This is a genomic window from Leptospira hartskeerlii (assembly GCF_002811475.1).
Classification (GTDB): Bacteria; Spirochaetota; Leptospiria; order Leptospirales; family Leptospiraceae; genus Leptospira_B; species Leptospira_B hartskeerlii.
On the sequence record NZ_NPDL01000002.1, the window covers coordinates 213,636 to 234,029 of the forward strand.

Consider the following 20,394-nt stretch of genomic DNA (forward strand, 5'->3'; position numbering starts at 1 on the left):
TTTGTTAATAAAGTAAGGAGTTAAAAACGCTATGGCTAAGGAGAAATTCGACAGGTCCAAACCACACTTAAACGTTGGTACAATTGGACACGTTGACCATGGAAAAACCACGCTAACGGCAGCAATCACCACTACGCTTGCAAAAGTATTGGGTGGAAAAAACAAAGCCGTAGCGTACGACCAAATCGATAACGCACCTGAGGAAAAAGCTCGTGGGATCACCATCGCTACTTCTCACCAAGAGTATGAGACTGTGAATCGTCACTATGCTCACGTAGACTGCCCAGGTCACGCTGACTATGTTAAAAACATGATCACTGGTGCTGCTCAGATGGACGCTGCGATCCTAGTTGTTTCTGCAACTGACGGACCAATGCCTCAAACGAAAGAGCATATCCTGCTCGCTCGTCAGGTAGGTGTTCCTTACATCATCGTATTCATCAACAAAGCGGACATGCTTGCTGCAGACGAACGCGAAGAGATGATCCAAATGGTTGAGATGGACGTTCGTGACTTGTTAAACAAGTACAGCTTCCCTGGTGATGACACCCCAATCATTTACGGATCCGCTCTTAAGGCTCTTGAAGGCGACGAGTCCGAATTAGGAACTAAATCCGTAATTAAATTGATGGAAGCTCTGGACACTTACGTTCCGAATCCAAAACGTATTACTGATAAACCATTCCTAATGCCAGTAGAGGACGTATTCTCTATCACTGGTCGTGGAACTGTTGCAACTGGAAGAGTAGAGCAAGGAACTTTGAAAATCAACGACGAAGTTGAAATCGTTGGTGTTCGTCCTACTACTAAAACAGTTGTTACCGGTATCGAAATGTTCCGTAAACTTTTAGATTCCGCAGAAGCTGGAGACAATATCGGTGCTCTTCTTCGTGGAACTAAAAAAGAGGACATCGAGAGAGGACAAGTTCTTGCTAAGCCAGGATCAATCACTCCTCACAAAAAGTTCAACGCGGAAGTTTACGTTCTTACTAAGGACGAAGGTGGACGTCACACTCCATTCTTCAATAACTACCGTCCACAGTTCTATTTTAGAACTACCGACATCACTGGCGTTTGCAACCTGCCTAACGGTATGGAAATGGTAATGCCTGGTGACAACGTTACAATGAGCATCGAGTTGATTCACCCGATCGCTATGGACAAAGGTCTTAAATTCGCGATTCGCGAAGGTGGAAAGACTATCGGTTCTGGCGTAGTGGCTGAGATCACCGAGTAAGAGAAAGGAAATGGCTGGCCAAAAGATCAGAGTAAAGCTTAAAGCTTTCGATCATAAGTTGATCGACCAATCAACTTACGAGATCGTTGCGACTGCCAAAAGGACCGGAGCTACTGTCTCCGGTCCGATTCCTCTTCCAACGAAGAAGGAAATATACACAGTCCTCCGTTCTCCACACGTAAATAAAAAATCAAGAGAGCAGTTTGAGATGAAAACTCACAAAAGGCTCATAGACATTCTGGACACCAACGAAGACACAGTTGAAGCTTTAATGAAGCTACAACTTCCAGCAGGTGTTTCAGTGGATATTAAATCCTAAGGGAAGAAGAAATGGCAAAGGGATTAATCGGTAAAAAGATAGGGATGTCCCAAATCTTCGACGAACAAGGAAACATTATTCCTGTAACCGTCTTAGAGGTAGGTCCCTGCGCAGTTTCCCAAGTCAAGTCCGCAACTACGGACGGTTACGACGCGATACAATTAGCTTATCAGGATGATAAAGAAAAACACCTGACCAAAAGCGAGATAAAGCATTTGGCTAAAGCTGGACTAACTCCTAAGAGAGTGTTGAAGGAATTCCGGAATTTCGGCGAAGAGCCTGCTAACGGGTCTGTGCTAAAAGCTCAAGACGTGTTTGCAGTTTCGGATATTGTAAAAGTTACAGGAACCAGCAAAGGTAAAGGTTTCCAAGGTGTTATCAAAAGATACGGACACCATGGTGGACCAGGAGCTCACGGTTCTCGTTTTCATAGACATCCAGGATCCATGGGATCCAACACCACTCCAGGTAGAGTGTTCAAAGGTCGTAAATTACCGGGCCGTATGGGTTTTGATACAAAAACTGTATTGAACCTGAAAGTGGTTCGTATTCACGAAGCAGAAAATTTGGTTTTTGTAAGCGGATCCGTTCCGGGACGTGCAAACTCCATTATCACTATTGAGAAGATATAAAGACCGCGGTTAGTCATGAAAGCACAGAAGTATTCAAAAGAAGGAAAACTGCTCTCGGAAATCGAACTTCCTGCATCGTTGTTCGAATCCAAATACAGCAGTGGCGCAATTTACGACGCCATCAAAGCGGAGAATGCGAACCTTCGCTCCGGGAATCATCATACCAAAACTCGCTCGGAAGTTTCCGGGGGTGGTAAAAAGCCTTGGTCCCAAAAAGGAACCGGTAGAGCTCGTCAAGGTTCTATCCGTGCGCCTCAGTGGGTGGGCGGTGGTACTGTTCACGGGCCTCGCAAGAGAGATTATTCTTATAACGTTTCTCCAAAAGTGAAGCGCAGAGCGGTTCTTTCCGTTTTGAATAAGAAAGCTCAAGACGCGGTCATTAAAGTAATAGAAGACCTGGATCCAAAAGAATTCAGCACTAAAGCATTCTCTACTTTATTCAGCAATATCGGACTTAAGAACACCGGAGTGATCGGATTCTTAGTAGATGGAGAGAACGATTTCCTTAAAAAGTCAGTTCGCAATATCCCTACTGTAAAATACATCAACTCTAAACGTATCGCGGTTCGTGACATTCTATATAATAGAAATCTTGTAATTACCGAAGCAGCTTTGGGAGAAATTCTCAAACATTACGGAGAAGGAAAATGAATCTTAACGAAGTAATTTTATCTCCGATCATCACCGAGAAGTCCCAAGACCTGGAGACTATCGGTGAAAAAGCCGGTAAAAGAACCGTAAAATACACTGTGGAAATCCACCCAAGAGCGAACAAAACTCTAGTGAAGGAAGCTTTCCGCAAAATTTACAACGTAGTACCTTCTTCCGTAAACATCCAAGTGTATCGCGGAAAGATAAAAAGATTCCGTCATCTACCTGCTCCTAAAGCTCATTGGAAAAAAGCAATCGTGACTTTCCAAGACGGAGCAAGCATCGACTTCGGAAAGGAAGCATAAGAAATGGGAATTAAAAAGTTTAAACCCGTTACTTCCGCCAGCCGTTTTAAATCGGTATTAACTTTCGAGGAAATCACCGAGACAGAACCGTATCGCCCTTTAACGATCAGCTTAAATTACAAAGCAGGTCGCGGAGAAGGTGGTAAAATTGCAGTTCGCAGAAAAGGCGGAAGAGTAAAACGTAAATATCGTATCATCGACTTCAAACGTCGCAAAGTAGGGATCCCTGCTACAGTTAAGACTGTAGAATACGATCCGTACCGTTCGGCGTTTATTTCTCTCGTTAGTTATTCTGACGGAGAATACGCTTATATCCTAAATGCTGAAGGCATGAAAGTTGGAGACAAAGTTTCCAATGGAGAAGCGGCTGAAATCAAAGTTGGAAACGCACTTCCACTCGGAAAAATTCCTCCAGGCACTAACGTGCATAACGTGGAATTGAAAATCGGAAGAGGCGGGCAAATCGCAAGAACTGCAGGATCCTTCGCTACTATCGCAGGTAGAGACGGAGAGTATGTTCTTCTGAAACTTCCAAGCTCCGAAGTTCGTAAAGTTCACCAGAACTGCTACGCTACTATAGGAATTTGCAGCAATAGAGATCATAACCTTGTTTCCATCGGTAAAGCCGGTAGAAACAGATGGTTGGGAAAACGTCCTAAGGTCAGAGGGGTCGTAATGAACCCGGTTGATCACCCACATGGTGGTGGTGAAGGACGTACTTCCGGAGGACGTCACCCAGTGACTCCTTGGGGTATTCCAACTAAAGGATACAAAACTCGTCGTAGGGCAAAACCTTCTGACAAGTTCATTATCCAGAAGAGAAAGGGAAATAGGAGCAGGTAATCATCATGAGATCTTCTAAAAAAGGTCCGTTCATCGACAGTCACCTCATGAGCAAGGTGATCAAGCTGAACTCTGAAAACCAAAAGAAACCGTTTAAAACCTGGTCTCGTAGAAGTACGATTTTCCCGGACATGATCGGTCACACCATCATGGTTCATAACGGAAACAAATTTATCCCTGTTTTCATCAATGATAACATGGTAGGGCACAAGTTAGGAGAATTCGCTCCAACTCGTACTTATCGTGGTCATGGAAACACCGATAAAAAGGCGGCTAAGAAATAATGGAAGCCGTAGCAATCGCAAGATTTATTAGAATGTCCCCTCGCAAACTTCGTCTTGTTGCGGATGAGATCCGTGGCTATGAAGTTGCTGAAGCTCTGGATATTCTGAAATATACTAATAAGAGAGCGATCGAGCCTATCTTCAAACTTATCAAATCCGCTTCTGCAAACGCAGTCGTGAAAAGTGATAACGCTGATCCAGGCAAGATGTTCATTAAAAAGATCCTAGTGGACGAAGGCCCAATTCTTAAACGCTTCCGTCCTCGCGCTCGTGGTAGAGCAGCAAGGATCCGTAAGAGAACCAGCCACGTTACTGTGGTAATCTCGGATTAATAGGGGAAATCATGGGACAGAAAGTTAACCCAATCGGACTTCGTATCGGAATTACCCGCGGATGGGATTCCATCTGGTTCTCGCAAGCTGACTACAGAAAGAACCTGCACGAAGATATTAGAATTCGTAGATTTATCCAAGGCCGTTTCAAAGAAGCAGGCGTTGTAAAAGTTGTAGTGGAGCGTTTTCCTGAGAAGATCAACGTTAACCTTCACACTGCTAAGCCGGGCGTGGTAATCGGTAAAAACGGAGCGAATATCGAAGCCGTAAAAAAAGTCCTTAAGACTATGACCGAAAAACCTCTTAATCTTAACATTATCGAAGTTAAGAAGCCTGAGACTATTGCACAATGTATCGCTGAGTCTATCGCGATCCAAATCCAAGAACGTCAACCGTTCCGCCGCGTGATGAAACAAGAACTTCGTCGTGCGATGAGAGGTGGAGTAGAAGGAATTAAGATCCTTATCTCCGGACGTTTGAATGGAGCGGACATGGCTCGTCGCGAAGGTTATCGTGAAGGAAGAATTCCTCTTCATACACTTAGAGCGAAAATCGATCTAGGATTCCGTGAAGCCAGCACCACTTTCGGACAAATCGGAGTGAAGGTTTGGACTTACACCGGAGACTTCATCAACAATAAAGAAGAATCCGAAGAAGATAAATACGCCGTTAAGAGAAGGACCAACTGATCGTCTCTGATGATCCAAAGGTAAAAAACGATGTTATCACCTAAAAGAGTTAAGTTCAGAAAAAGACAAAGGGGCCGCTTGAAAGGAAACGACGAGCGTGGTTCCAAAGTGTCCTTTGGAGAGTTCGGTCTTAAAGCCGTTACTTCCGGGCGTTTGACTGCAAGACAGATCGAAGCAGCAAGGATCACTATCAACCGTCAGGTAAAAAGAGGCGGGAAACTTTGGATTAGGATCTTCCCTCATCTACCTATTACCAAAAAACCAGCGGAAACTCGTATGGGTAAAGGTAAAGGTAACCCTGAGTTCTGGATCGCAGAGATCAGACCAGGTAGAGTTTTATTCGAAATGAGCGGGATTGATGAAGCGACCGCTAAAAAAGCTTTGGATCTGGCTGCTTATAAACTGCCTGTTCAAACTGAATTCGTGAAGAGGTCTACGCTGTGAAAAAGATCAAACTCGCAGAGTTGAAAGACGCAGAAATTTTAGCACAATTGGAAGATGCTTACAAAATCATTCGTACAGCACGTTTCCAATACGGAGTGGCTCGTTCTTTGGAGAACCCGAAGGTGATTACTAACGCGAAGAAAAAAATCGCGCGCCTTTTAACTATCCAAAAGAGCAGAGAGTTAGCTGCGAAGTCTGGCGCTACTAAAGCTAGACGTTATTCGAGAGCTACTCGTAAGACGCAAGCTTTAGCAAAAGCGAATGCTTCCGCTAAGAAAGCTGCTAAAGGAACGAACTGATTATGGAAACTGCAAAGAAGCATATAAAAAAATCACTTCTTAGCGAAGGTAGAGTAGTGAGCACCGCTATGGATAAAACCTTAGTGATGATCGTAGAGGCTCGCAAGACTCACCCTAAGTTTAAGAAGATCGTTCGTAGAACCGTTAAAATGAAGGTTCATGACGAAAGAAATGAGTGCCAAGTAGGAGATAGAATTCTGGCGATTGAAACCAGACCTCTATCCCGTGAAAAGCGTCACCGTCTATTTAAGATCGTAGAAAAGGCAAAGTAAGATGATCCAACAGGAAACCATCCTCCAAGTCGCCGATAACTCCGGAATCAAAAGAGTTATGTGTATTAAAGTCTTAGGAGGCTCTAAGAAACGTTACGCCTCCGTAGGAGACGAGATCATCGTCGCCGTTAAAGACGCACAACCAGCTTATGGTTTAAAAGATTCCACGGGGAAGAAGGTCCATAACAAGGCCGTTCAGCGCGCAGTAGTCGTCAGAACTAAAAAAGAAATCCGTCGTCCAGATGGATCTTATATTCGTTTCGATGATAACGCAGTCGCAATTATCGACGACAAAGGAAACCCGAAAGGGACCCGTATTTTCGGGCCAGTAGCTCGCGAACTTCGCGATAAAAAATACGCTAAGATCATCTCCCTAGCGCCGGAGGTTCTATAATGTCTAAACTGACGTATCGGGGATCCGAATATACAAAATTCAAGACCGTTCGCCTGCACAAAGATGACGAAGTAGTTGTCATCGCAGGAAAAGAGAAAGGTAAAAAAGGCAAGATCCTAGTTATCGATAAGAAAAGGGATCGTGTAGTAGTAGAAGGACTGAACAAACGTAAACGTTTTTTAAGACCTACCCAAGAAAACCCTCAAGGTGGTATCGTAGAAGTGGAAGCTCCAATGCACATTTCCAACGTAATGTTCTACGATTCCAAAAAGAAGAAGGGAGTTCGTTTGGGCTACCAAGAGAACAAAGGTAAAAAAGTCCGCGTTTCTAAGCCGGAAGGGAAAGAGATCTAAGTCATGGCAGCAGCTAGATTAAGAGATAAATACGGGAAAGAAATCGTTCCCGCTCTTCAGAAACAATTTAACTTCAAGTCCATTATGCAAGTTCCTCGTTTGGAAAAAATTGTTCTGAACGTGGGAATGGGCGAGGCTCATACCAACCCTAAAGCATTGGAAGCGGCAGTAGAAGAACTCGCATTGATCACCGGACAACGCCCGGTCAAAACCAAGGCTAAAAAATCCATCGCAGGATTCAAACTCCGCGAAGGTATGAGCCTTGGAACCACAGTTACCTTACGTGGAAACTATATGTATGAGTTTCTAGATCGTTTGGTGAACGTGGCTCTACCAAGGGTGCGTGACTTTAAAGGAGTTTCCGAGAAAGGTTTTGACGGACGCGGAAACTACAACTTCAGCATCAAAGAACAAATCATTTTCCCAGAGATCAAAGTGGATAAGATCAACACTCTCTACGGAATGAACCTGACCTTCGTAACGAACACCAAGGTAGACGCAGAAGCTTATAGCCTTCTGACTGCTTTCGGTATGCCGTTCCGGAACCTGAGATAAGGAGCCCGCAATCATGGCTAAGACCTCTTTAATCGAAAGACATAAGAAAAAAAAGAAATTCAAAGTAAGGGTTCACAATCGTTGCCCACTTTGCGGACGCCCTCGCGGTTACCTAAGAAGATTCGACATGTGCAGAATTTGCTTCCGGAAGCTTGCTAGCCAAGCTCAAATTCCGGGAGTAGTTAAGGCATCTTGGTAAGGACTGGAGGACATTATAATGAGTTTATCTGATCCAATTGGTGATATGCTCACCCGCATTCGTAATGCTGGTCGTGCGAAACATGAAAGTTGTGTGATTCCAGGAAGTAAGATCAAACGTTCTATTCTGGAATTATTGAAAGAAGAAGGATTTATCAACGGCTATGAGCCGGTGACTAATGGAAGTTTCGAAGATTTCAAAGTTGCTTTGAAATATGATGTAACCAAAAAGCCGGTGATCCGCGAGTTAGTTCGTGTATCGAAACCTGGTCGTAGGGTTTACATGAAAAGCGAAGAGATCCGCCCGTATAAAAATAATATGGGAACTATGATTCTCTCTACTTCCAGAGGAATTATGACCGGCAAAAAAGCTCGGAAATTACGCGTAGGAGGAGAGGTTATCTGTAAACTCTCTTAAGAGTAACGGAAACTTATAAAGACCTATGTCCAGGATTGGAAAAGCAGAAATCAAACTTCCAGAGAAAGTGGAAGTGAAACAGGACAGCACCGTAATTAAAGTGAAAGGTCCTCTAGGTGAGTTACAAACTCCTATTTTTGCGGGAATCTCTCTGAAAAACGAGGGCGGAACTGTAAAATTAGAAAGATCTAGCGAAGAGCAAAACGTAGTAGCTCTTCACGGATTGACTCGCGCTCTTCTTATGAATAGCGTAAAGGGTGTAACCGCTGGTTGGGAAAAAAACCTGGAGATCACAGGGGTTGGTTATCGTGCTGCTAAGCGCGGTGAAGACTTGGTGATGAACCTTGGATATTCCCATGAGGTTGTTTACAAGGCTCCTAAAGGAATTAAGATCGAAGTCATTGAACAAGTGAAGATCAAAATTTCCGGGATCGACAAACAACTAGTCGGACAAGTTGCGGCAGATATCCGTTCTAAGAGACCTCCTGAGCCTTACAAAGGTAAAGGGATCAAGTACAACGACGAATTTATCAAGAGAAAGGCCGGAAAAACCGGTAAGAAGTAAGGCCATGATTAATAAACTGAAAAAAATCGCAGCCAAACGCAGAAGAGCTGAGCGTTCCAGATTCAAACTGAGACAATCCAGCTCTCGCCCTAGATTGGTATTTAACAAATCCAATCGTTATCTTTCCTGCCAAATCGTGGATGATGTCCAAGGAACAACTTTGGTAGCTGCTTCTACTTTAGAAGCTACTTTTGCTGGTAAAAGCCGCAAAGATAAAGAAGCTGCTAAGGCTTTGGGAAAAGCGATCGGAGAGAGAGCCGCTTCTAAAGGTGTGAAGGTAGTTATGCTGGATCGTTCCGGAATGATCTACCACGGAAGAATCGCGGCTTTCGCGGACTCGGCTAGAGAAGCCGGATTGGAGTTCTAATAATGGCGTACGAACAAGATCAAGAACAAAAAGAGTTTAACGAGAAGGTCGTAAAGATCGATCGCGTTGCTAAAGTTGTAAAAGGTGGACGTCGTTTCTCCTTTAACGCTCTAACAGTAGTTGGGGATGCAAAGGGAAAAGTAGGGATCGGATTCGGTAAAGCGAACGAGGTTCCGGATGCGATCCGTAAATCCATCGAGTCCGCTAAGAAGAATTTGGTGAAAATCCAATTCAGAGGACATACCATTCCTCATGAAGTGATCGGAAAATTCAAATCGGCAAGAGTGATCCTGAAACCGTCTACTGCGGGAACTGGAATCATCGCCGGAGGATCCGTTCGTTCCGTAGTGGAGAAGGTTGGGATCCAAGATATTCTTAGCAAATCTTGGGGTTCTTCGAATCCAGTAAACATCGTAAAGGCGACTCTGGACGCTCTTCAACAATTGGAGACTCCGGTATTAGCAGCTCGTAAAAGAGGGATCACTCTGGCTCGTCTTTTCGGAAACGACGTAGGATAATAAACATGGAAACCGTAATCGTTACTCAAATTAAAAGTAATATCGGGATTAAAAAAGGCCAGAAACTAACTCTGGCTGCTTTGGGACTCCGTAAAACCGGACAACAAAGAAAACATACTCTAACTCCGCAGGTGAAAGGAATGATCAATGACGTTCAGCACCTGGTCCGAGTCGAAAAGGCGTAATTAGGTAAGGGAAATGAGTAAAGAAAGAATTAAGGCTGCCCTCGCGTTCGGAAGAGAACGCACTGAAAAGGGAGACAAGCCGGCAGGGAACACCATTCCAGTTCCAGCAGGTTCTACTAAGAATAAGAAACGTTTAGGTCGTGGTATCGGTTCCAAAACCGGTAAGACCGGGGGCCGTGGATCTAAAGGACAGTATGCTCGTAATACCGTTCGTAGAGGATTCGAAGGTGGGCAGATGCCTATCCACAGAAGACTTCCAAAACGCGGATTTACCTCCATATTTCACAAGGATTTCTTCCCAATCAACCTCAGAGACATAGAGAAAAGCGGGTTGACCGGCAACATAGATGCCAAAATTATGGTTGAATCGAAGATTCTTGATAAAGAGAGCTCTCTTTTCAAGATTCTGGGAACCGGTGAGATCACAAAAGCCGTTCATATAGTAGCGGATGGATTCTCCGCTTCTGCCAAGGAAAAGATAGAGAAAGCAGGCGGTTCCATTAAACTTCGCTCAGAATTAGCTTCTAAAGAAGCTTAATCCGAGTCGTTTTCAACCGTTTGGAAGACCGATTCTTTTATTTCGTAAAGGGACTCAATACTCGAGTCCCTTTTGCCCGAAAGGGCAATGACCAAGGACTAAGGAAAGAGAACAAAGCCGCATGCTGACTTCGATTGCAAATATTTTCAAAATTCCAGAGTTGAGGAACAAGGTTTTCTTTACTCTTGGCATGCTTTTACTCTTCCGTCTTGGAACTCATATTACTATTCCTGGTATCGATCCTAAAGTAGTTTCCGCAATCGCTTTGGATGCAAACGCAGCCGAAGGTCTTGTGGGAATGTTCGATATGTTCGCTGGAGGAGCTCTTTTGAACTTCTCCATTTTTGCTCTTGGGATCATGCCTTATATTTCTTCTTCCATCATTATGCAGTTAGTGATGGTTCTTGTGCCTTCTTTACAAAAACTTCAAAAAGAAGGAGAAGAAGGTCGTAAGAAGATCAGCCAATATACTAAATACGGAACGATCCTACTTTGCGGAGTTCAGTCTTTAGCGGTGATCCGTTTGGCTCAACGTTGGTCTTATGGAGCGGACAATGCACCTGCTCTGCACCCTGGTTTGATCCACTCATCCGTTGAATCTTGGTTCTTCTTTATCGCCCTTTTATCCATCACTACTGGAACAGTTCTTTTAATCTGGTTAGGTGAACAAATCACTGAGAGAGGGATCGGTAACGGTATTTCTCTTTTGATCTTCGCTGGTATCGTAGGACGTCTTCCAGTTTCCGTAGCTCAGTTGTTCCGTGAGAACTTCGTAGACGGACTGAACATTATCATCCTTCTTCTTTTATTCATTCTACTCATCGCGTTAACCGTTCTTCTTACTCAAGGTGTCCGTAAGGTTCCTTTACAGTATGGAAAACAAATGGTGGGAAGAAAAATGGTCCAAGCTAAGTCTCAAAGCATTCCTTTTAAAGTGAACGGCGCGAGCGTAATGCCGATCATATTCGCTTCTTCTTTATTACTTTTTCCTCAAACGATCATCCAACAGATCTCCGAGCTTCCTAACTGGGCGGGCTGGGTTCTCCTATTGGATTATCTGAATCCATTCTCTCAGACTTGGTATCACGCTGCGTTTTACTTCTTCGTATATATCGCACTGATCGTTTTCTTCGCGTATTTTTATACTGCGATCCAATTCAATCCGGGAGAACTTGCGGAGAATCTTCGTAAGTATAATGGATTTATTCCTGGAATTCGTCCAGGTTCTCATACTAAGGAATATATCGAGAAGGTCCTAAACAGAATCACTCTTCCTGGTGCGGTTTTCTTGGCAGGACTTGCATTAGCTCCTTATATCATTATTCGTTTCTTAAATTTAGGAACTAACTCCGGTGGTGGATCCTTGGTTTATACCTTCGGCGGAACTTCTCTACTGATCATGGTAGGGGTGGCATTGGAAACTCTGAAACAATTAGAGTCTCAATTACTTATGAGAAACTATGATGGTTTCTTGAAAAAAACTAAAATCAAGGGAAGGTCTTAAGAAAATGAATTCCATCATTTTCATGGGCCCACCGGGTGCTGGTAAAGGTACCCAAGCAAAGATCCTTTGTGATACTTTGGGAATTCCTCAGATTTCTACTGGAGATATTCTGAGAGCTGCCGTTAAAAACGGTACTCAAATGGGATTAGAAGCAAAGAGATATATGGATGCCGGAGATTTAGTTCCGGATTCAGTTGTTATTGGCATTATCAAAGATCGTCTCGTAGAGCCTGATTGCAAAAACGGATTCTTATTGGATGGATTTCCAAGAACCGTAGAGCAAGCGGATGCCTTGGATAAGATCCTAAGCACTGAAGGTTTAAAGATCAAGAGAGCGATCAATCTAGAAGTTCCTGATCAAGAACTTCTGGAACGTTTATTAAAACGTGCAGAAATCGAAGGTCGTTCCGACGACAACGAAACAACGATCAAGAGTCGTTTGGAAACTTATAACAAGAAGACTCTTCCGTTATTGGACTACTATGCTGCAAAAGGAAATCTCTCCCGTGTAAACGGTGTAGGGAACTTGGATACAGTCACAAAACTGATCGAGAAGGAGTTAGCTTAACTTGGCGAAAGAAGATGCAATCACCGTGGACGGTACCGTTTTGGAACCTCTCCCAAACGCAATGTTCCGCGTTGAGCTGGAAAATGGTCACAAGGTTTTGGCCCATATTTCCGGTAAAATGAGAATGCATTATATCAGGATCCTTCCAGGCGACAAAGTCACTGTGGAGCTTTCTCCTTACGATTTAACCAAGGGTAGGATTACCTACCGCAAAAAATAGGAACACGTTATGAAAGTAAGAACTTCCGTAAAAAAAATCTGCACTAGCTGCAAAGTTATCAGAAGAAAAGGTGTGATCAGAGTGATTTGCACCAACCCTAAACACAAGCAAAGGCAAGCATAATCATGGCTCGTATCGCAGGTATCGATCTTCCAAGAGAAAAAAGAATCGTTGTTGGCCTAACGTATATTTTCGGAATCGGCCGCTCCACTTCTCGCAAACTTCTCGCTAAGGCGGGAGTTGATGAGGCAATCAGAGTGAAAGATTTAACTGACACTCAAGAAGCTGCTCTCAGAAAAGCGATCGAAGAAAGTATCAAGGTAGAAGGTGATCTTCGCTCCGAGAACCAACTCAATATCAAAAGATTGATGGATATCGGATGTTACAGAGGCCTGCGTCATAGAAGAGGTCTTCCAGTTCGCGGTCAAAGAACCAGAACAAATGCCCGTACTCGTAAGGGTGTTAAGAAGACCGTTGCCAATAAGAAGAAGGTGACTAAGTAATCATGGCTGAAGATAAAAAAGGCAAAAAAGAGAAAAAGGTTAAGAAGAAGGAGAAAAAGGTCGTTCCTCGCGGAAAGGTCTATATTACCGCTTCTTTTAACAATACTATCATCACCATTACTGACTTGGCAGGAAATACTCTGTCTTGGTCAACCGCTGGTGCTATGGGCTTCCGTGGATCCAAAAAATCTACTCCTTATGCGGCTCAGATCGCTGCGGGAAATGCTGCCGAGAAAGCAATCGACTCTACCGGTTTAGCTGAAGTGGATGTTCTGGTTTCTGGCCCGGGTATCGGACGCGAATCTGCGATCCGTTCCTTAGTCGCAAGAGGACTTTCCATTAAAATGATCAAAGACGTTACACCTTTACCGCATAACGGCTGTCGTCCGCGTAAGAGAAGAAGGGTTTAAGGTAGGAATAATATGGCAAGATATAGAGGACCTGTCGTTAAACTAATGAGGAGAGAAGGTGTTAACCTTTACCTCAAATCCAGTTTTACTTTCAATAGAGATAAGTTCCACAAAAAGGGACCTCCTGGAATGCAACCTAAAAGGAAACCGAAAGTTTCCGAGTATGGTTCTCAGCTTCGTGAAAAACAGAAGTTGAAAAGAGCTTACGGACTTTTAGAAAAACAATTCCGTAGTCTTTACGAAGAAGCGTCTCACGCTCACGGTGTAACCGGTGAAATTCTTCTCCAACTTTTGGAAAGAAGATTGGATAACGTTGTATATCGTTTAGGTTTCGCAGTGACTAGACGTCAGGCGAGAAACTTCATCGCTCACAACCATATTTTGGTAAATGGAGAGAAAGTGGATATCCCATCTTTCCGTTTGAAAGTAGGCGATAAGATCGAGATCAAACCTAAATTTAGAACTTCTGGTTTCATTACCCAGAATATCCAATTGGCTCAATCTCTGAATAATATTCCTTCTTGGGTGTCTTCTGATTTCATTCAGTTCTCAGGAGAAATTCTGTCTTTGCCGGAACGTCATCATATCGACATTCCAGTGAAAGAGCAGGTGATCGTGGAGTTGTACTCCAAGTAATTTTATTGGGAAGGGTTTCCAAGTGTCTCTAAAAAGTTTACTCAAAGGATTTAAACGTCCCAAAAAGATCGAATTTACTACGGAAGCGAATACTCCGAATTACGGAAAATTCGTAGCGGAACCTTTCGAGCGCGGTTTTGCGACCACGATCGGAAACTCTCTTCGTAGAACTCTCATGTCTTCAATCGAAGGTGCGGCTATTTCCGCGCTTCGTATCGAAGGTGTGAACCATGAGTTCTCTTATATCGAAGGAGTCGCTGAAGACGTTACTCGTATCATCCTAAACCTCAAACAAGTTCGTATCAAATACGAGCCTGAGGACAAGGACCAAAGCAAAGTTATCCATTTGGAATTGAAAGGTGCAGGATATTTCAGAGCCGGAGACCTGGCTGTGGATTCTTCCATCGAGATCATGAACCCGGATCTACATATCGCGACTTTAAATGAAGACGCGAACTTAGTGTTGGATCTGGAAATCCAAAGAGGAAGAGGATACGTTCCAGCAGAAGATAAGAAGAAGGATATAGAAGTTCTTGGAACTATCCCAATCGACTCTATCTTCTCTCCGGTTCAAAAAGTAATTTTCGAAATTTCCGAGACCCGTGTGGCTCAGAGATCCGATTACGAAAAATTGACTCTGGAAGTTTGGACAGACGGATCCATTTCTCCTGAGGATGCAGTTGCTCAAGCGGCTAAAATCCTAAAAGAACACCTCACAGTATTCATCAACTTCGAAGAAGAATTAGAGGAAGAAGAAGACGAGTTAGACGAAGCAGACGAGAAGTTGAAAGCTTCCCTTTCCAAACATGTGGAAGAACTCGAACTTTCTGTACGTTCTTTGAACGTTCTTCGTAGTTTGGAAATCGACTTCGTTGGTGACCTCGTTAAGAGATCTGAAGAAGAGATGTCCAAATCTAAACATTATAGCGAGCAAGGTCTCGCGGAACTGAAGTCTAAACTTGCCGGTTTGGGACTTTCGTTCGGAATGAGAGATTTCTAATATGAACAAAAGAAATAAAGTAAAACATCTCAACCGCGAAAAAGGTCACAGAGACGCTCTGATCAATAACATGATCACTAGTCTTTTCAAATACGAGAGAATCGAATCCACTCAAGCAAAACTGAAAGTGGTTCGTTCTCATGCAGAAAAGATCATCACCAGAGCTAAAAGAAACCTTGCGACTGATATCGCTCCTGCGGTTGCACTTCACAATAAACGTGAAGTTTTAAAAAGAGTAAAGGATCGTAATATTGTTACGAAACTTTTCGAAGATATCGCAGTTCGTTACGCAAATACTAACGGCGGATATACTAGAATCTTGAAAATGATCAACAGAGCTTCTGATAATTCTGAAGTAGGAATTTTAGAACTCACTAACAGAAAGGATCGCCCTACACTTATCAAAGAAATCAAAGATAAGAGAGAGGCTATTTCCGACTCTAAAAAAGAAAAAGCGGCGGCTCCTGCTCCGGCTAAAAAGGAAAAAGCTCCTAAAAAAGTAGCTGCTCCTAAAGCTAAACCGGTTAAGAAGACTGCAGCACCAAAAAAAGCGGTTAAGAAAGCCGCTCCTAAGAAGAAAAAATAATATATATAATCCCCGAAGAGATGGGAGATATGTGGACCCCGGTGTTGGAAACGGCATCGGGGTTTTTTCTTTTTTGGGAAGAGGGCGGAATTATACTAAGTATATTTGTGAGAAGCTTTATGACGACCGAGCGTGATAAGTTAAGGCTTTTCTTAGAATCCTTTTGCTTTTAGGAACTCATCTAGTTTGCCTACTAACGCGCTTTCTCCGTCTAACTCTTTTGCTTTTTCCAATACCGATCTTGCGTCTTCGAATTTATTCAAAAGTCTATAGTTATCAGAAAGATTGATCAGATTCGCAAGACGATGAGGTTGGGTTTGCCGGACCTTCTCCGCTGCATCCGCAGCTCGTTGGAATTCCTTCATATGCTTATAACATAAGGATAATAAGAACCATATATTATGGGATTCTTGATCCAAATTCAAATAACGTTCCAGCCATTTGGAGGCTTTTGAGAATTCTTTTTTGTCGTAATAGATCTGTCCGATCAATCTTGCAGATTCTTTAAAACTTGGAGCTAAGTTCCAGGATAATTCTAGAAGCTCGAGAGCTATAGGTACTTCTTTTTTCGCTATATGTTGTTTCGCTTGGTTGTACTTTGCTACTGCATCGTTATACTTAGGATGTTCAGGATCAATTAATTCCTTATAACCGATGCGCATGAGAGAAAGGTCGTCTGCGATCGCTCCTACTCCGTGCAATTTACCTGCGATCGTGTCCAGATCTCCTTTGGAATCTTCTACAATACGAACGAACTGATTCTCGTCCTCGTTCATCTTCCAGTTGATCCCATCAGAACTAATATTGATATCGTCTCTTCCATCCGAGCCTAAGAATAGAACGTCGCCGGGTTGCAGATATGATTCGTGGATCTTAATATTTGCACCAAATGGAGAGCCTAACTTCCATGAAGAAAGTTCCGGAGCTAAGAAAGAAGATCTATCGTCTCTGAACAATACTGGCCAAGGATGCTCCGCGTTCAATATTAGTATCTTCCCGGTTTTATCATGTATAAGCCCGAAGATCGCAGAAGCCATCATGGTTCCATCGAATGTTCTGAAAATTTCGTCCAGCTCTCTATGAGTTTGGAGCATCCAAGCTTCCGGATTTATATCTATAGTCTTTCCGTGACTTGCAGAGCGAGATAGGATATTGTTTACCGCAGTTCCGAGAACGATTGCTCCTCCTGCACCTTGCAGAGATTTTCCCATCGCATCGCCGTTTAAGAAGAAGGTCCATTTCTCCTTTTCAGATCCGAATAGAAGATTGCCGCTGATACAAATATCCCCGCCTAGTTCGGATTCTCTATTCTTAAAGGTGAACTTCTTTTTCTGTTCTATATAGAAGATAGTGCTCACATCTTGGGAAGTATTCCAGTTTGTCATGAGCGGTTTACTTAAAAGAGAAGTAAGATAATAATCTCCGTCTTGTTGCACCTTGAGAGCGTGGATCTCCTCCATTCTTTTGGTGACTTCGATCGTTCTTTCGTCCACTTTCTGCTCTAAAGTGTTAGCGTATTCTTCTTCCACTGCGCCGATCCTACGGAAGATCAAGATTACACTTCTGGTGATATATGACACTACTGCGAGAAATACTAACTTTAAGGATTGTTCCGAAATGGATGCATAACCTGGGGAAATTACTTTCAGTTCATCTTCAGTGAATTCTACTCCCCTAAAGATCGTATTTAGGATCACGAGCCCTTGTCCGACTACGCTGAATATTCCTGAAAGTTTTGCGACTGTGGGAGATAAAAGTAATACTGAATACACGATGAAGATCATATTAATCGCGTATAGAATGATCTGACGAATTACTCCTGAGGCCATATTCCTGTCGGTCCAGGACGCAACGAACATGACTAAGGATAAGATGGTAATGTCGGCAAGTACGCAAACCTTACCGACCATAGAAGGTATCTTGCCGAATTTTTTGTAACAATACTGGTTATAAATGGCATATCCGAGCATAGATCCTATCCCGATCAGATACACGATATTTTGAACCATGGAGCTTTGAGTCCAAGCGGCAGCGAGGGAAATTAAGAATAATACCGCTAAACCGAATCGGATCCGATTGATCGTAATTGGACCGGAGGCTATAATCCTCTCCGTTATGAGTTCCTTTTTTTCTTCCATCCCTAATCGGCCTCTTTTGGAAATCGCCTTGGTATTTGGATTAGTGAATATATTTTAGAACGTATCATCTACAAATTTTTTACAGAATGTAGGATAGTTGTAAAAATATAATCCCGTCCCTAAATACTTAAGACGGAAAAAATAAGAGAAAAGTAAGTGGCTTCCTTAAAAACAATCTCGCAATTTGAAACTTTCTTTTATTGTTCGGCGGATATCACCGTAAGTCATTCCTACGAGTAAAGTAAATCGGACTTTTCTTTTTGCTTAATATCCGCATATTTAAGTCTGCTTGTGGAGTTTGTAATGCTTGGATATCAAACGTAGAACTTGATCCATTCACTAAGAGCACATAATGTAAGGAGAAGATAGATGAAAATTGTTAGGATGATTTTTTTTAGTCTGGCCGGCTTTATAGTCTTACTTGTGCTTTCCGGATATTTACTTCCGAAGGATCATGTTGCAAGTGTGGAGAAAGATTTTTCATCTTCTCCTGAAAGTATTTATAAGATCGTTCGTAATGTTCGTGAGTATAAGGATTGGAGAAGTGGCCTAAAATCAGTGAACGTTGAATCTGATACAATCTGGACGGAGTCCGACTCTCACGGAAATAATATTCGTTTTGGGATCATAGAAGAACGTTCTCCGAATTATTTAAGAACTAAAATATTAAGTGAAGACCTGCCTTTTGGTGGAGGATGGGAATTCGAAATTAGTCAGAATGGTCCAAACACAAAACTGAAAATTACCGAGAAAGGTTTTGTGACGAATCCTCTCTTTAGAGTTCTTTCTAAGTTTGTATTTGGTCATGACGCGACAATGAGAACTTATTTGGAGGATCTCAGTAAGAAATTGGGGTCGTGAGGAAAGTGAGCGAAGAAGGATGTAGCTGGAAGAAGAATCCGAGAGAGTTGTAAATGAGAATTTTGCTCTAACTTGTTGGAATTCCAACAAGTTAGAAGATGGCAAATTTTAGTTGTGAAAAATTAAGTTTTGTGATAGGGGATGAGGAGTGTGAATTTTTTCCACCGCTCCGCTCCGGCCCCCACCCAAAACAGGGCGGGGCCACCTTAACCAAATCCGGATCTACAGTAGAGTCCTTATCCTCGGTTCTTCTCTGCTTGTTTGGAATATTTTCTCTGATACACAAATCGGATTGCTTCTGCTTCTAACCAAGGAACCGGTTTTCCACCGCCTAAGATACGAGATTCTACGAAAGCCTTGCTTGCTTTTTCTAAGACCATGCAAACGGCATGAACATCGTCCAAACTTTTATGAGCGCATAATGCACCTGCGTTCTGAAGATATACAGCGTTCCTTCTTCCTATAGCGGATATGATCTTCTTCAGACCTTTCTCATCGGATGTGTTCGGCACAACTTTTGCGTTAGGTCCTACGATCTGGGCCATATCATCCAAGAAAGGACGGACAGTTTCTCCAGCCATAGAACAGGTCATCACATTCTCCTGCGTGGAATGGAGAATAACGTTAAATTCAGGTCTTGCTAGATAAAGAGAAAGATGTTGTACCGCTTCATCAGGAATATCTTTCGGGAAGATCTGATTTTCTTCCAAAGGAATTTCTAAAAGAGCGGTCTTAGATTTTTTACCGATCGTATTTAGGTCCGCTTTTTTAGGAGTGATCCAAATACTTTTTCCAATTTTGACACTGGCGCATCCGTTCTTAGCTAAAATTCCTTCCTTTACTAATTGAGGAAGAAATTTCTGAAGATCCATCGGGCTATCAGGAGCTTTCATGCTGTTTTTACCAGTCCATAGTTTTTGAGATACCAAGAGCGGATGGAATCCCTGTCTCCTTTCTTGTAACCGGAAACTTTTAAGAATTCTTTCTCAATGAATAATTGGCAGACTCTTTCCAACTCAAGCGCTACTTGAAAAGCATCTTCCATATCCTTTCCAACACAAAGAGTTCCATGGTTTGCCAAAAGGACCGCTTTACTTCCGGACTTATCCAAAGCATGGATTGCCATAGTGATCAGTTTTTTAGTTCCAGGAAGAGAGTAATTAGTGCAAAGAACAGGCCCACCGATGATCTTTTTCATCTGAGGATTTAATACTGGGACATCTTTTCTTGCGGCTGCAACAACTGCTGCTTGTAGCTGGTGAGTATGAATCACTGCACCAATATTTGGACGAAGTTTGTAAGCCGCAGAATGAAGTCCTTTCTCATAGGAAGGTTTGATCTTTCCGATATGAGTAAGATCGTTGATATTTACTTGTACGATCTCTTCCGGAGTTAGATCTTCATAAGTTCTTCCGGTAGGAGTAATCGCAAAATAATTCTCATCGATACGCTGGCTGATATTTCCCCAAGTTCTTGCGATAAGTCCCGACCTAACAAGGCGGATACCGGTATCTCGAACGATTTTTTTGGCCTTATCTATTTCCATGTTCTTCTCCTATTCGGCAAGTGT

At 42.9% G+C, this 20,394-nt stretch carries 35 protein-coding genes; 32 read left to right on the top strand and 3 right to left on the bottom strand.

Going from position 1 to position 20,394, the window contains the following annotated elements:
• The first annotated feature begins 31 nt into the window (after window positions 1-31).
• From tuf to rplQ, 31 genes are all read left to right on the top strand, one after another.
• Window positions 32-1,237 (top strand): elongation factor Tu, encoded by a 1,206-nt coding sequence (gene tuf / locus CH352_RS03915; RefSeq protein ID WP_100705561.1) that lies wholly within the window; start codon window positions 32-34, stop codon window positions 1,235-1,237.
• A gap of 10 nt (window positions 1,238-1,247) precedes the next feature.
• On the top strand, window positions 1,248-1,556 hold the full coding sequence (gene rpsJ / locus CH352_RS03920) for a 30S ribosomal protein S10 (protein ID WP_008593919.1): 309 nt from the start codon (window positions 1,248-1,250) through the stop codon (window positions 1,554-1,556).
• An 11-nt stretch (window positions 1,557-1,567) separates the two neighbouring features.
• Window positions 1,568-2,188: a 50S ribosomal protein L3 gene (gene rplC, locus CH352_RS03925; RefSeq protein WP_100705560.1), complete on the top strand. Its 621-nt coding sequence runs from the start codon at window positions 1,568-1,570 to the stop codon at window positions 2,186-2,188.
• 15 nt (window positions 2,189-2,203) lie between these two features.
• Window positions 2,204-2,839 carry a 50S ribosomal protein L4 gene (gene rplD / locus CH352_RS03930; RefSeq protein WP_100705559.1) on the top strand — a complete coding sequence of 212 codons (636 nt, stop codon included), beginning with the start codon at window positions 2,204-2,206 and terminating at the stop codon, window positions 2,837-2,839.
• Window positions 2,836-3,144 carry a 50S ribosomal protein L23 gene (locus CH352_RS03935; protein WP_086448201.1) on the top strand — a complete coding sequence of 103 codons (309 nt, stop codon included), beginning with the start codon at window positions 2,836-2,838 and terminating at the stop codon, window positions 3,142-3,144. The genes rplD and CH352_RS03935 overlap by 4 nt, the downstream gene beginning before the upstream one ends.
• Before the next feature lie 3 nt (window positions 3,145-3,147).
• Window positions 3,148-3,987: a 50S ribosomal protein L2 gene (rplB, locus tag CH352_RS03940; protein WP_100705558.1), complete on the top strand. Its 840-nt coding sequence runs from the start codon at window positions 3,148-3,150 to the stop codon at window positions 3,985-3,987.
• Between the two features lie 2 nt (window positions 3,988-3,989).
• Window positions 3,990-4,271 (top strand): 30S ribosomal protein S19, encoded by a 282-nt coding sequence (gene rpsS, locus CH352_RS03945; RefSeq protein ID WP_024863921.1) that lies wholly within the window; start codon window positions 3,990-3,992, stop codon window positions 4,269-4,271.
• A complete protein-coding gene (gene rplV / locus CH352_RS03950; RefSeq protein WP_086448203.1) occupies window positions 4,271-4,603 on the top strand; it encodes a 50S ribosomal protein L22 in 333 nt (110 codons plus the stop codon). Before rpsS ends, rplV begins: the two co-directional genes overlap by 1 nt.
• 11 nt (window positions 4,604-4,614) lie before the next feature.
• The gene (gene rpsC / locus CH352_RS03955; protein WP_100705557.1) at window positions 4,615-5,292 is read left to right on the top strand and encodes a 30S ribosomal protein S3; all 678 of its coding nucleotides are present in this window, start codon (window positions 4,615-4,617) and stop codon (window positions 5,290-5,292) included.
• Window positions 5,293-5,322: 30 nt separating this feature from the next.
• On the top strand, window positions 5,323-5,736 hold the full coding sequence (gene rplP, locus CH352_RS03960) for a 50S ribosomal protein L16 (RefSeq protein WP_008593851.1): 414 nt from the start codon (window positions 5,323-5,325) through the stop codon (window positions 5,734-5,736).
• The gene (gene rpmC, locus CH352_RS03965) at window positions 5,733-6,035 is read left to right on the top strand and encodes a 50S ribosomal protein L29 (RefSeq protein ID WP_100705556.1); all 303 of its coding nucleotides are present in this window, start codon (window positions 5,733-5,735) and stop codon (window positions 6,033-6,035) included. The genes rplP and rpmC overlap by 4 nt, the downstream gene beginning before the upstream one ends.
• 2 nt (window positions 6,036-6,037) lie before the next feature.
• Entirely contained in the window at window positions 6,038-6,307 is a 270-nt protein-coding gene (rpsQ, locus tag CH352_RS03970; RefSeq protein ID WP_100705555.1) for a 30S ribosomal protein S17, read from the top strand.
• A 1-nt stretch (window position 6,308) separates the two neighbouring features.
• Window positions 6,309-6,701 carry a 50S ribosomal protein L14 gene (gene rplN, locus CH352_RS03975; RefSeq protein WP_008596038.1) on the top strand — a complete coding sequence of 131 codons (393 nt, stop codon included), beginning with the start codon at window positions 6,309-6,311 and terminating at the stop codon, window positions 6,699-6,701.
• Entirely contained in the window at window positions 6,701-7,054 is a 354-nt protein-coding gene (rplX, locus tag CH352_RS03980; protein WP_100705554.1) for a 50S ribosomal protein L24, read from the top strand. The genes rplN and rplX overlap by 1 nt, the downstream gene beginning before the upstream one ends.
• 3 nt (window positions 7,055-7,057) lie before the next feature.
• Window positions 7,058-7,609: a 50S ribosomal protein L5 gene (rplE, locus tag CH352_RS03985; RefSeq protein ID WP_100705553.1), complete on the top strand. Its 552-nt coding sequence runs from the start codon at window positions 7,058-7,060 to the stop codon at window positions 7,607-7,609.
• A gap of 13 nt (window positions 7,610-7,622) precedes the next feature.
• The gene (locus CH352_RS03990; protein WP_010513640.1) at window positions 7,623-7,808 is read left to right on the top strand and encodes a type Z 30S ribosomal protein S14; all 186 of its coding nucleotides are present in this window, start codon (window positions 7,623-7,625) and stop codon (window positions 7,806-7,808) included.
• Window positions 7,809-7,826: 18 nt separating this feature from the next.
• The gene (rpsH, locus tag CH352_RS03995; protein ID WP_100705552.1) at window positions 7,827-8,225 is read left to right on the top strand and encodes a 30S ribosomal protein S8; all 399 of its coding nucleotides are present in this window, start codon (window positions 7,827-7,829) and stop codon (window positions 8,223-8,225) included.
• 25 nt (window positions 8,226-8,250) lie between these two features.
• A complete protein-coding gene (rplF, locus tag CH352_RS04000; RefSeq protein ID WP_100705551.1) occupies window positions 8,251-8,790 on the top strand; it encodes a 50S ribosomal protein L6 in 540 nt (179 codons plus the stop codon).
• Window positions 8,791-8,794: 4 nt separating this feature from the next.
• The gene (gene rplR, locus CH352_RS04005) at window positions 8,795-9,157 is read left to right on the top strand and encodes a 50S ribosomal protein L18 (protein ID WP_100705550.1); all 363 of its coding nucleotides are present in this window, start codon (window positions 8,795-8,797) and stop codon (window positions 9,155-9,157) included.
• Window positions 9,158-9,159: 2 nt separating this feature from the next.
• Entirely contained in the window at window positions 9,160-9,675 is a 516-nt protein-coding gene (gene rpsE, locus CH352_RS04010; protein ID WP_020770439.1) for a 30S ribosomal protein S5, read from the top strand.
• A gap of 5 nt (window positions 9,676-9,680) precedes the next feature.
• Window positions 9,681-9,860: a 50S ribosomal protein L30 gene (rpmD, locus tag CH352_RS04015; protein ID WP_008594182.1), complete on the top strand. Its 180-nt coding sequence runs from the start codon at window positions 9,681-9,683 to the stop codon at window positions 9,858-9,860.
• Window positions 9,861-9,873: 13 nt separating this feature from the next.
• Window positions 9,874-10,398, top strand: coding sequence for a 50S ribosomal protein L15 (rplO, locus tag CH352_RS04020; RefSeq protein ID WP_100705549.1), 525 nt, complete (start codon window positions 9,874-9,876; stop codon window positions 10,396-10,398).
• Between the two features lie 121 nt (window positions 10,399-10,519).
• Complete coding sequence (gene secY, locus CH352_RS04025) at window positions 10,520-11,902, top strand: preprotein translocase subunit SecY (RefSeq protein ID WP_086448211.1); 1,383 nt, start codon at window positions 10,520-10,522, stop codon at window positions 11,900-11,902.
• Window positions 11,903-11,906: 4 nt separating this feature from the next.
• Window positions 11,907-12,470 (top strand): adenylate kinase, encoded by a 564-nt coding sequence (locus CH352_RS04030; RefSeq protein WP_086448212.1) that lies wholly within the window; start codon window positions 11,907-11,909, stop codon window positions 12,468-12,470.
• Window position 12,471: 1 nt separating this feature from the next.
• Complete coding sequence (infA, locus tag CH352_RS04035) at window positions 12,472-12,690, top strand: translation initiation factor IF-1 (protein ID WP_008595303.1); 219 nt, start codon at window positions 12,472-12,474, stop codon at window positions 12,688-12,690.
• A gap of 9 nt (window positions 12,691-12,699) precedes the next feature.
• Window positions 12,700-12,813: a 50S ribosomal protein L36 gene (gene rpmJ, locus CH352_RS04040; RefSeq protein WP_008594142.1), complete on the top strand. Its 114-nt coding sequence runs from the start codon at window positions 12,700-12,702 to the stop codon at window positions 12,811-12,813.
• Window positions 12,814-12,815: 2 nt separating this feature from the next.
• Window positions 12,816-13,193: a 30S ribosomal protein S13 gene (gene rpsM, locus CH352_RS04045; RefSeq protein WP_086448213.1), complete on the top strand. Its 378-nt coding sequence runs from the start codon at window positions 12,816-12,818 to the stop codon at window positions 13,191-13,193.
• A 2-nt stretch (window positions 13,194-13,195) separates the two neighbouring features.
• On the top strand, window positions 13,196-13,603 hold the full coding sequence (gene rpsK / locus CH352_RS04050) for a 30S ribosomal protein S11 (protein WP_008595617.1): 408 nt from the start codon (window positions 13,196-13,198) through the stop codon (window positions 13,601-13,603).
• Between the two features lie 12 nt (window positions 13,604-13,615).
• The gene (rpsD, locus tag CH352_RS04055; RefSeq protein ID WP_008595182.1) at window positions 13,616-14,239 is read left to right on the top strand and encodes a 30S ribosomal protein S4; all 624 of its coding nucleotides are present in this window, start codon (window positions 13,616-13,618) and stop codon (window positions 14,237-14,239) included.
• A gap of 22 nt (window positions 14,240-14,261) precedes the next feature.
• On the top strand, window positions 14,262-15,239 hold the full coding sequence (locus tag CH352_RS04060) for a DNA-directed RNA polymerase subunit alpha (RefSeq protein WP_008593478.1): 978 nt from the start codon (window positions 14,262-14,264) through the stop codon (window positions 15,237-15,239).
• Between the two features lies 1 nt (window position 15,240).
• Window positions 15,241-15,825, top strand: coding sequence for a 50S ribosomal protein L17 (gene rplQ, locus CH352_RS04065; protein ID WP_100705548.1), 585 nt, complete (start codon window positions 15,241-15,243; stop codon window positions 15,823-15,825).
• A 152-nt stretch (window positions 15,826-15,977) separates the two neighbouring features.
• On the opposite strand, the gene CH352_RS04070 is transcribed toward rplQ, so the two are convergent.
• Window positions 15,978-17,963, bottom strand: coding sequence for a PP2C family protein-serine/threonine phosphatase (locus CH352_RS04070; RefSeq protein ID WP_100705547.1), 1,986 nt, complete (start codon window positions 17,961-17,963; stop codon window positions 15,978-15,980).
• 369 nt (window positions 17,964-18,332) lie between these two features.
• Here CH352_RS04070 and CH352_RS04075 point away from each other — a divergent pair, with 369 nt between their 5' ends.
• Window positions 18,333-18,824, top strand: a complete 492-nt coding sequence (locus CH352_RS04075) for an LIC10604 family protein (RefSeq protein ID WP_100705546.1) — start codon at window positions 18,333-18,335, stop codon at window positions 18,822-18,824.
• A 236-nt stretch (window positions 18,825-19,060) separates the two neighbouring features.
• Here CH352_RS04075 and CH352_RS04080 read toward each other — a convergent pair whose 3' ends face one another.
• Both CH352_RS04080 and CH352_RS04085 read right to left on the bottom strand, forming a co-directional pair.
• On the bottom strand, window positions 19,061-19,717 hold the full coding sequence (locus tag CH352_RS04080; protein WP_100705545.1) for a class II aldolase/adducin family protein: 657 nt from the start codon (window positions 19,715-19,717) through the stop codon (window positions 19,061-19,063).
• Window positions 19,714-20,370 (bottom strand): class II aldolase/adducin family protein, encoded by a 657-nt coding sequence (locus CH352_RS04085; protein WP_100705544.1) that lies wholly within the window; start codon window positions 20,368-20,370, stop codon window positions 19,714-19,716. Before CH352_RS04085 ends, CH352_RS04080 begins: the two co-directional genes overlap by 4 nt.
• Window positions 20,371-20,394 lie beyond the last annotated feature (24 nt).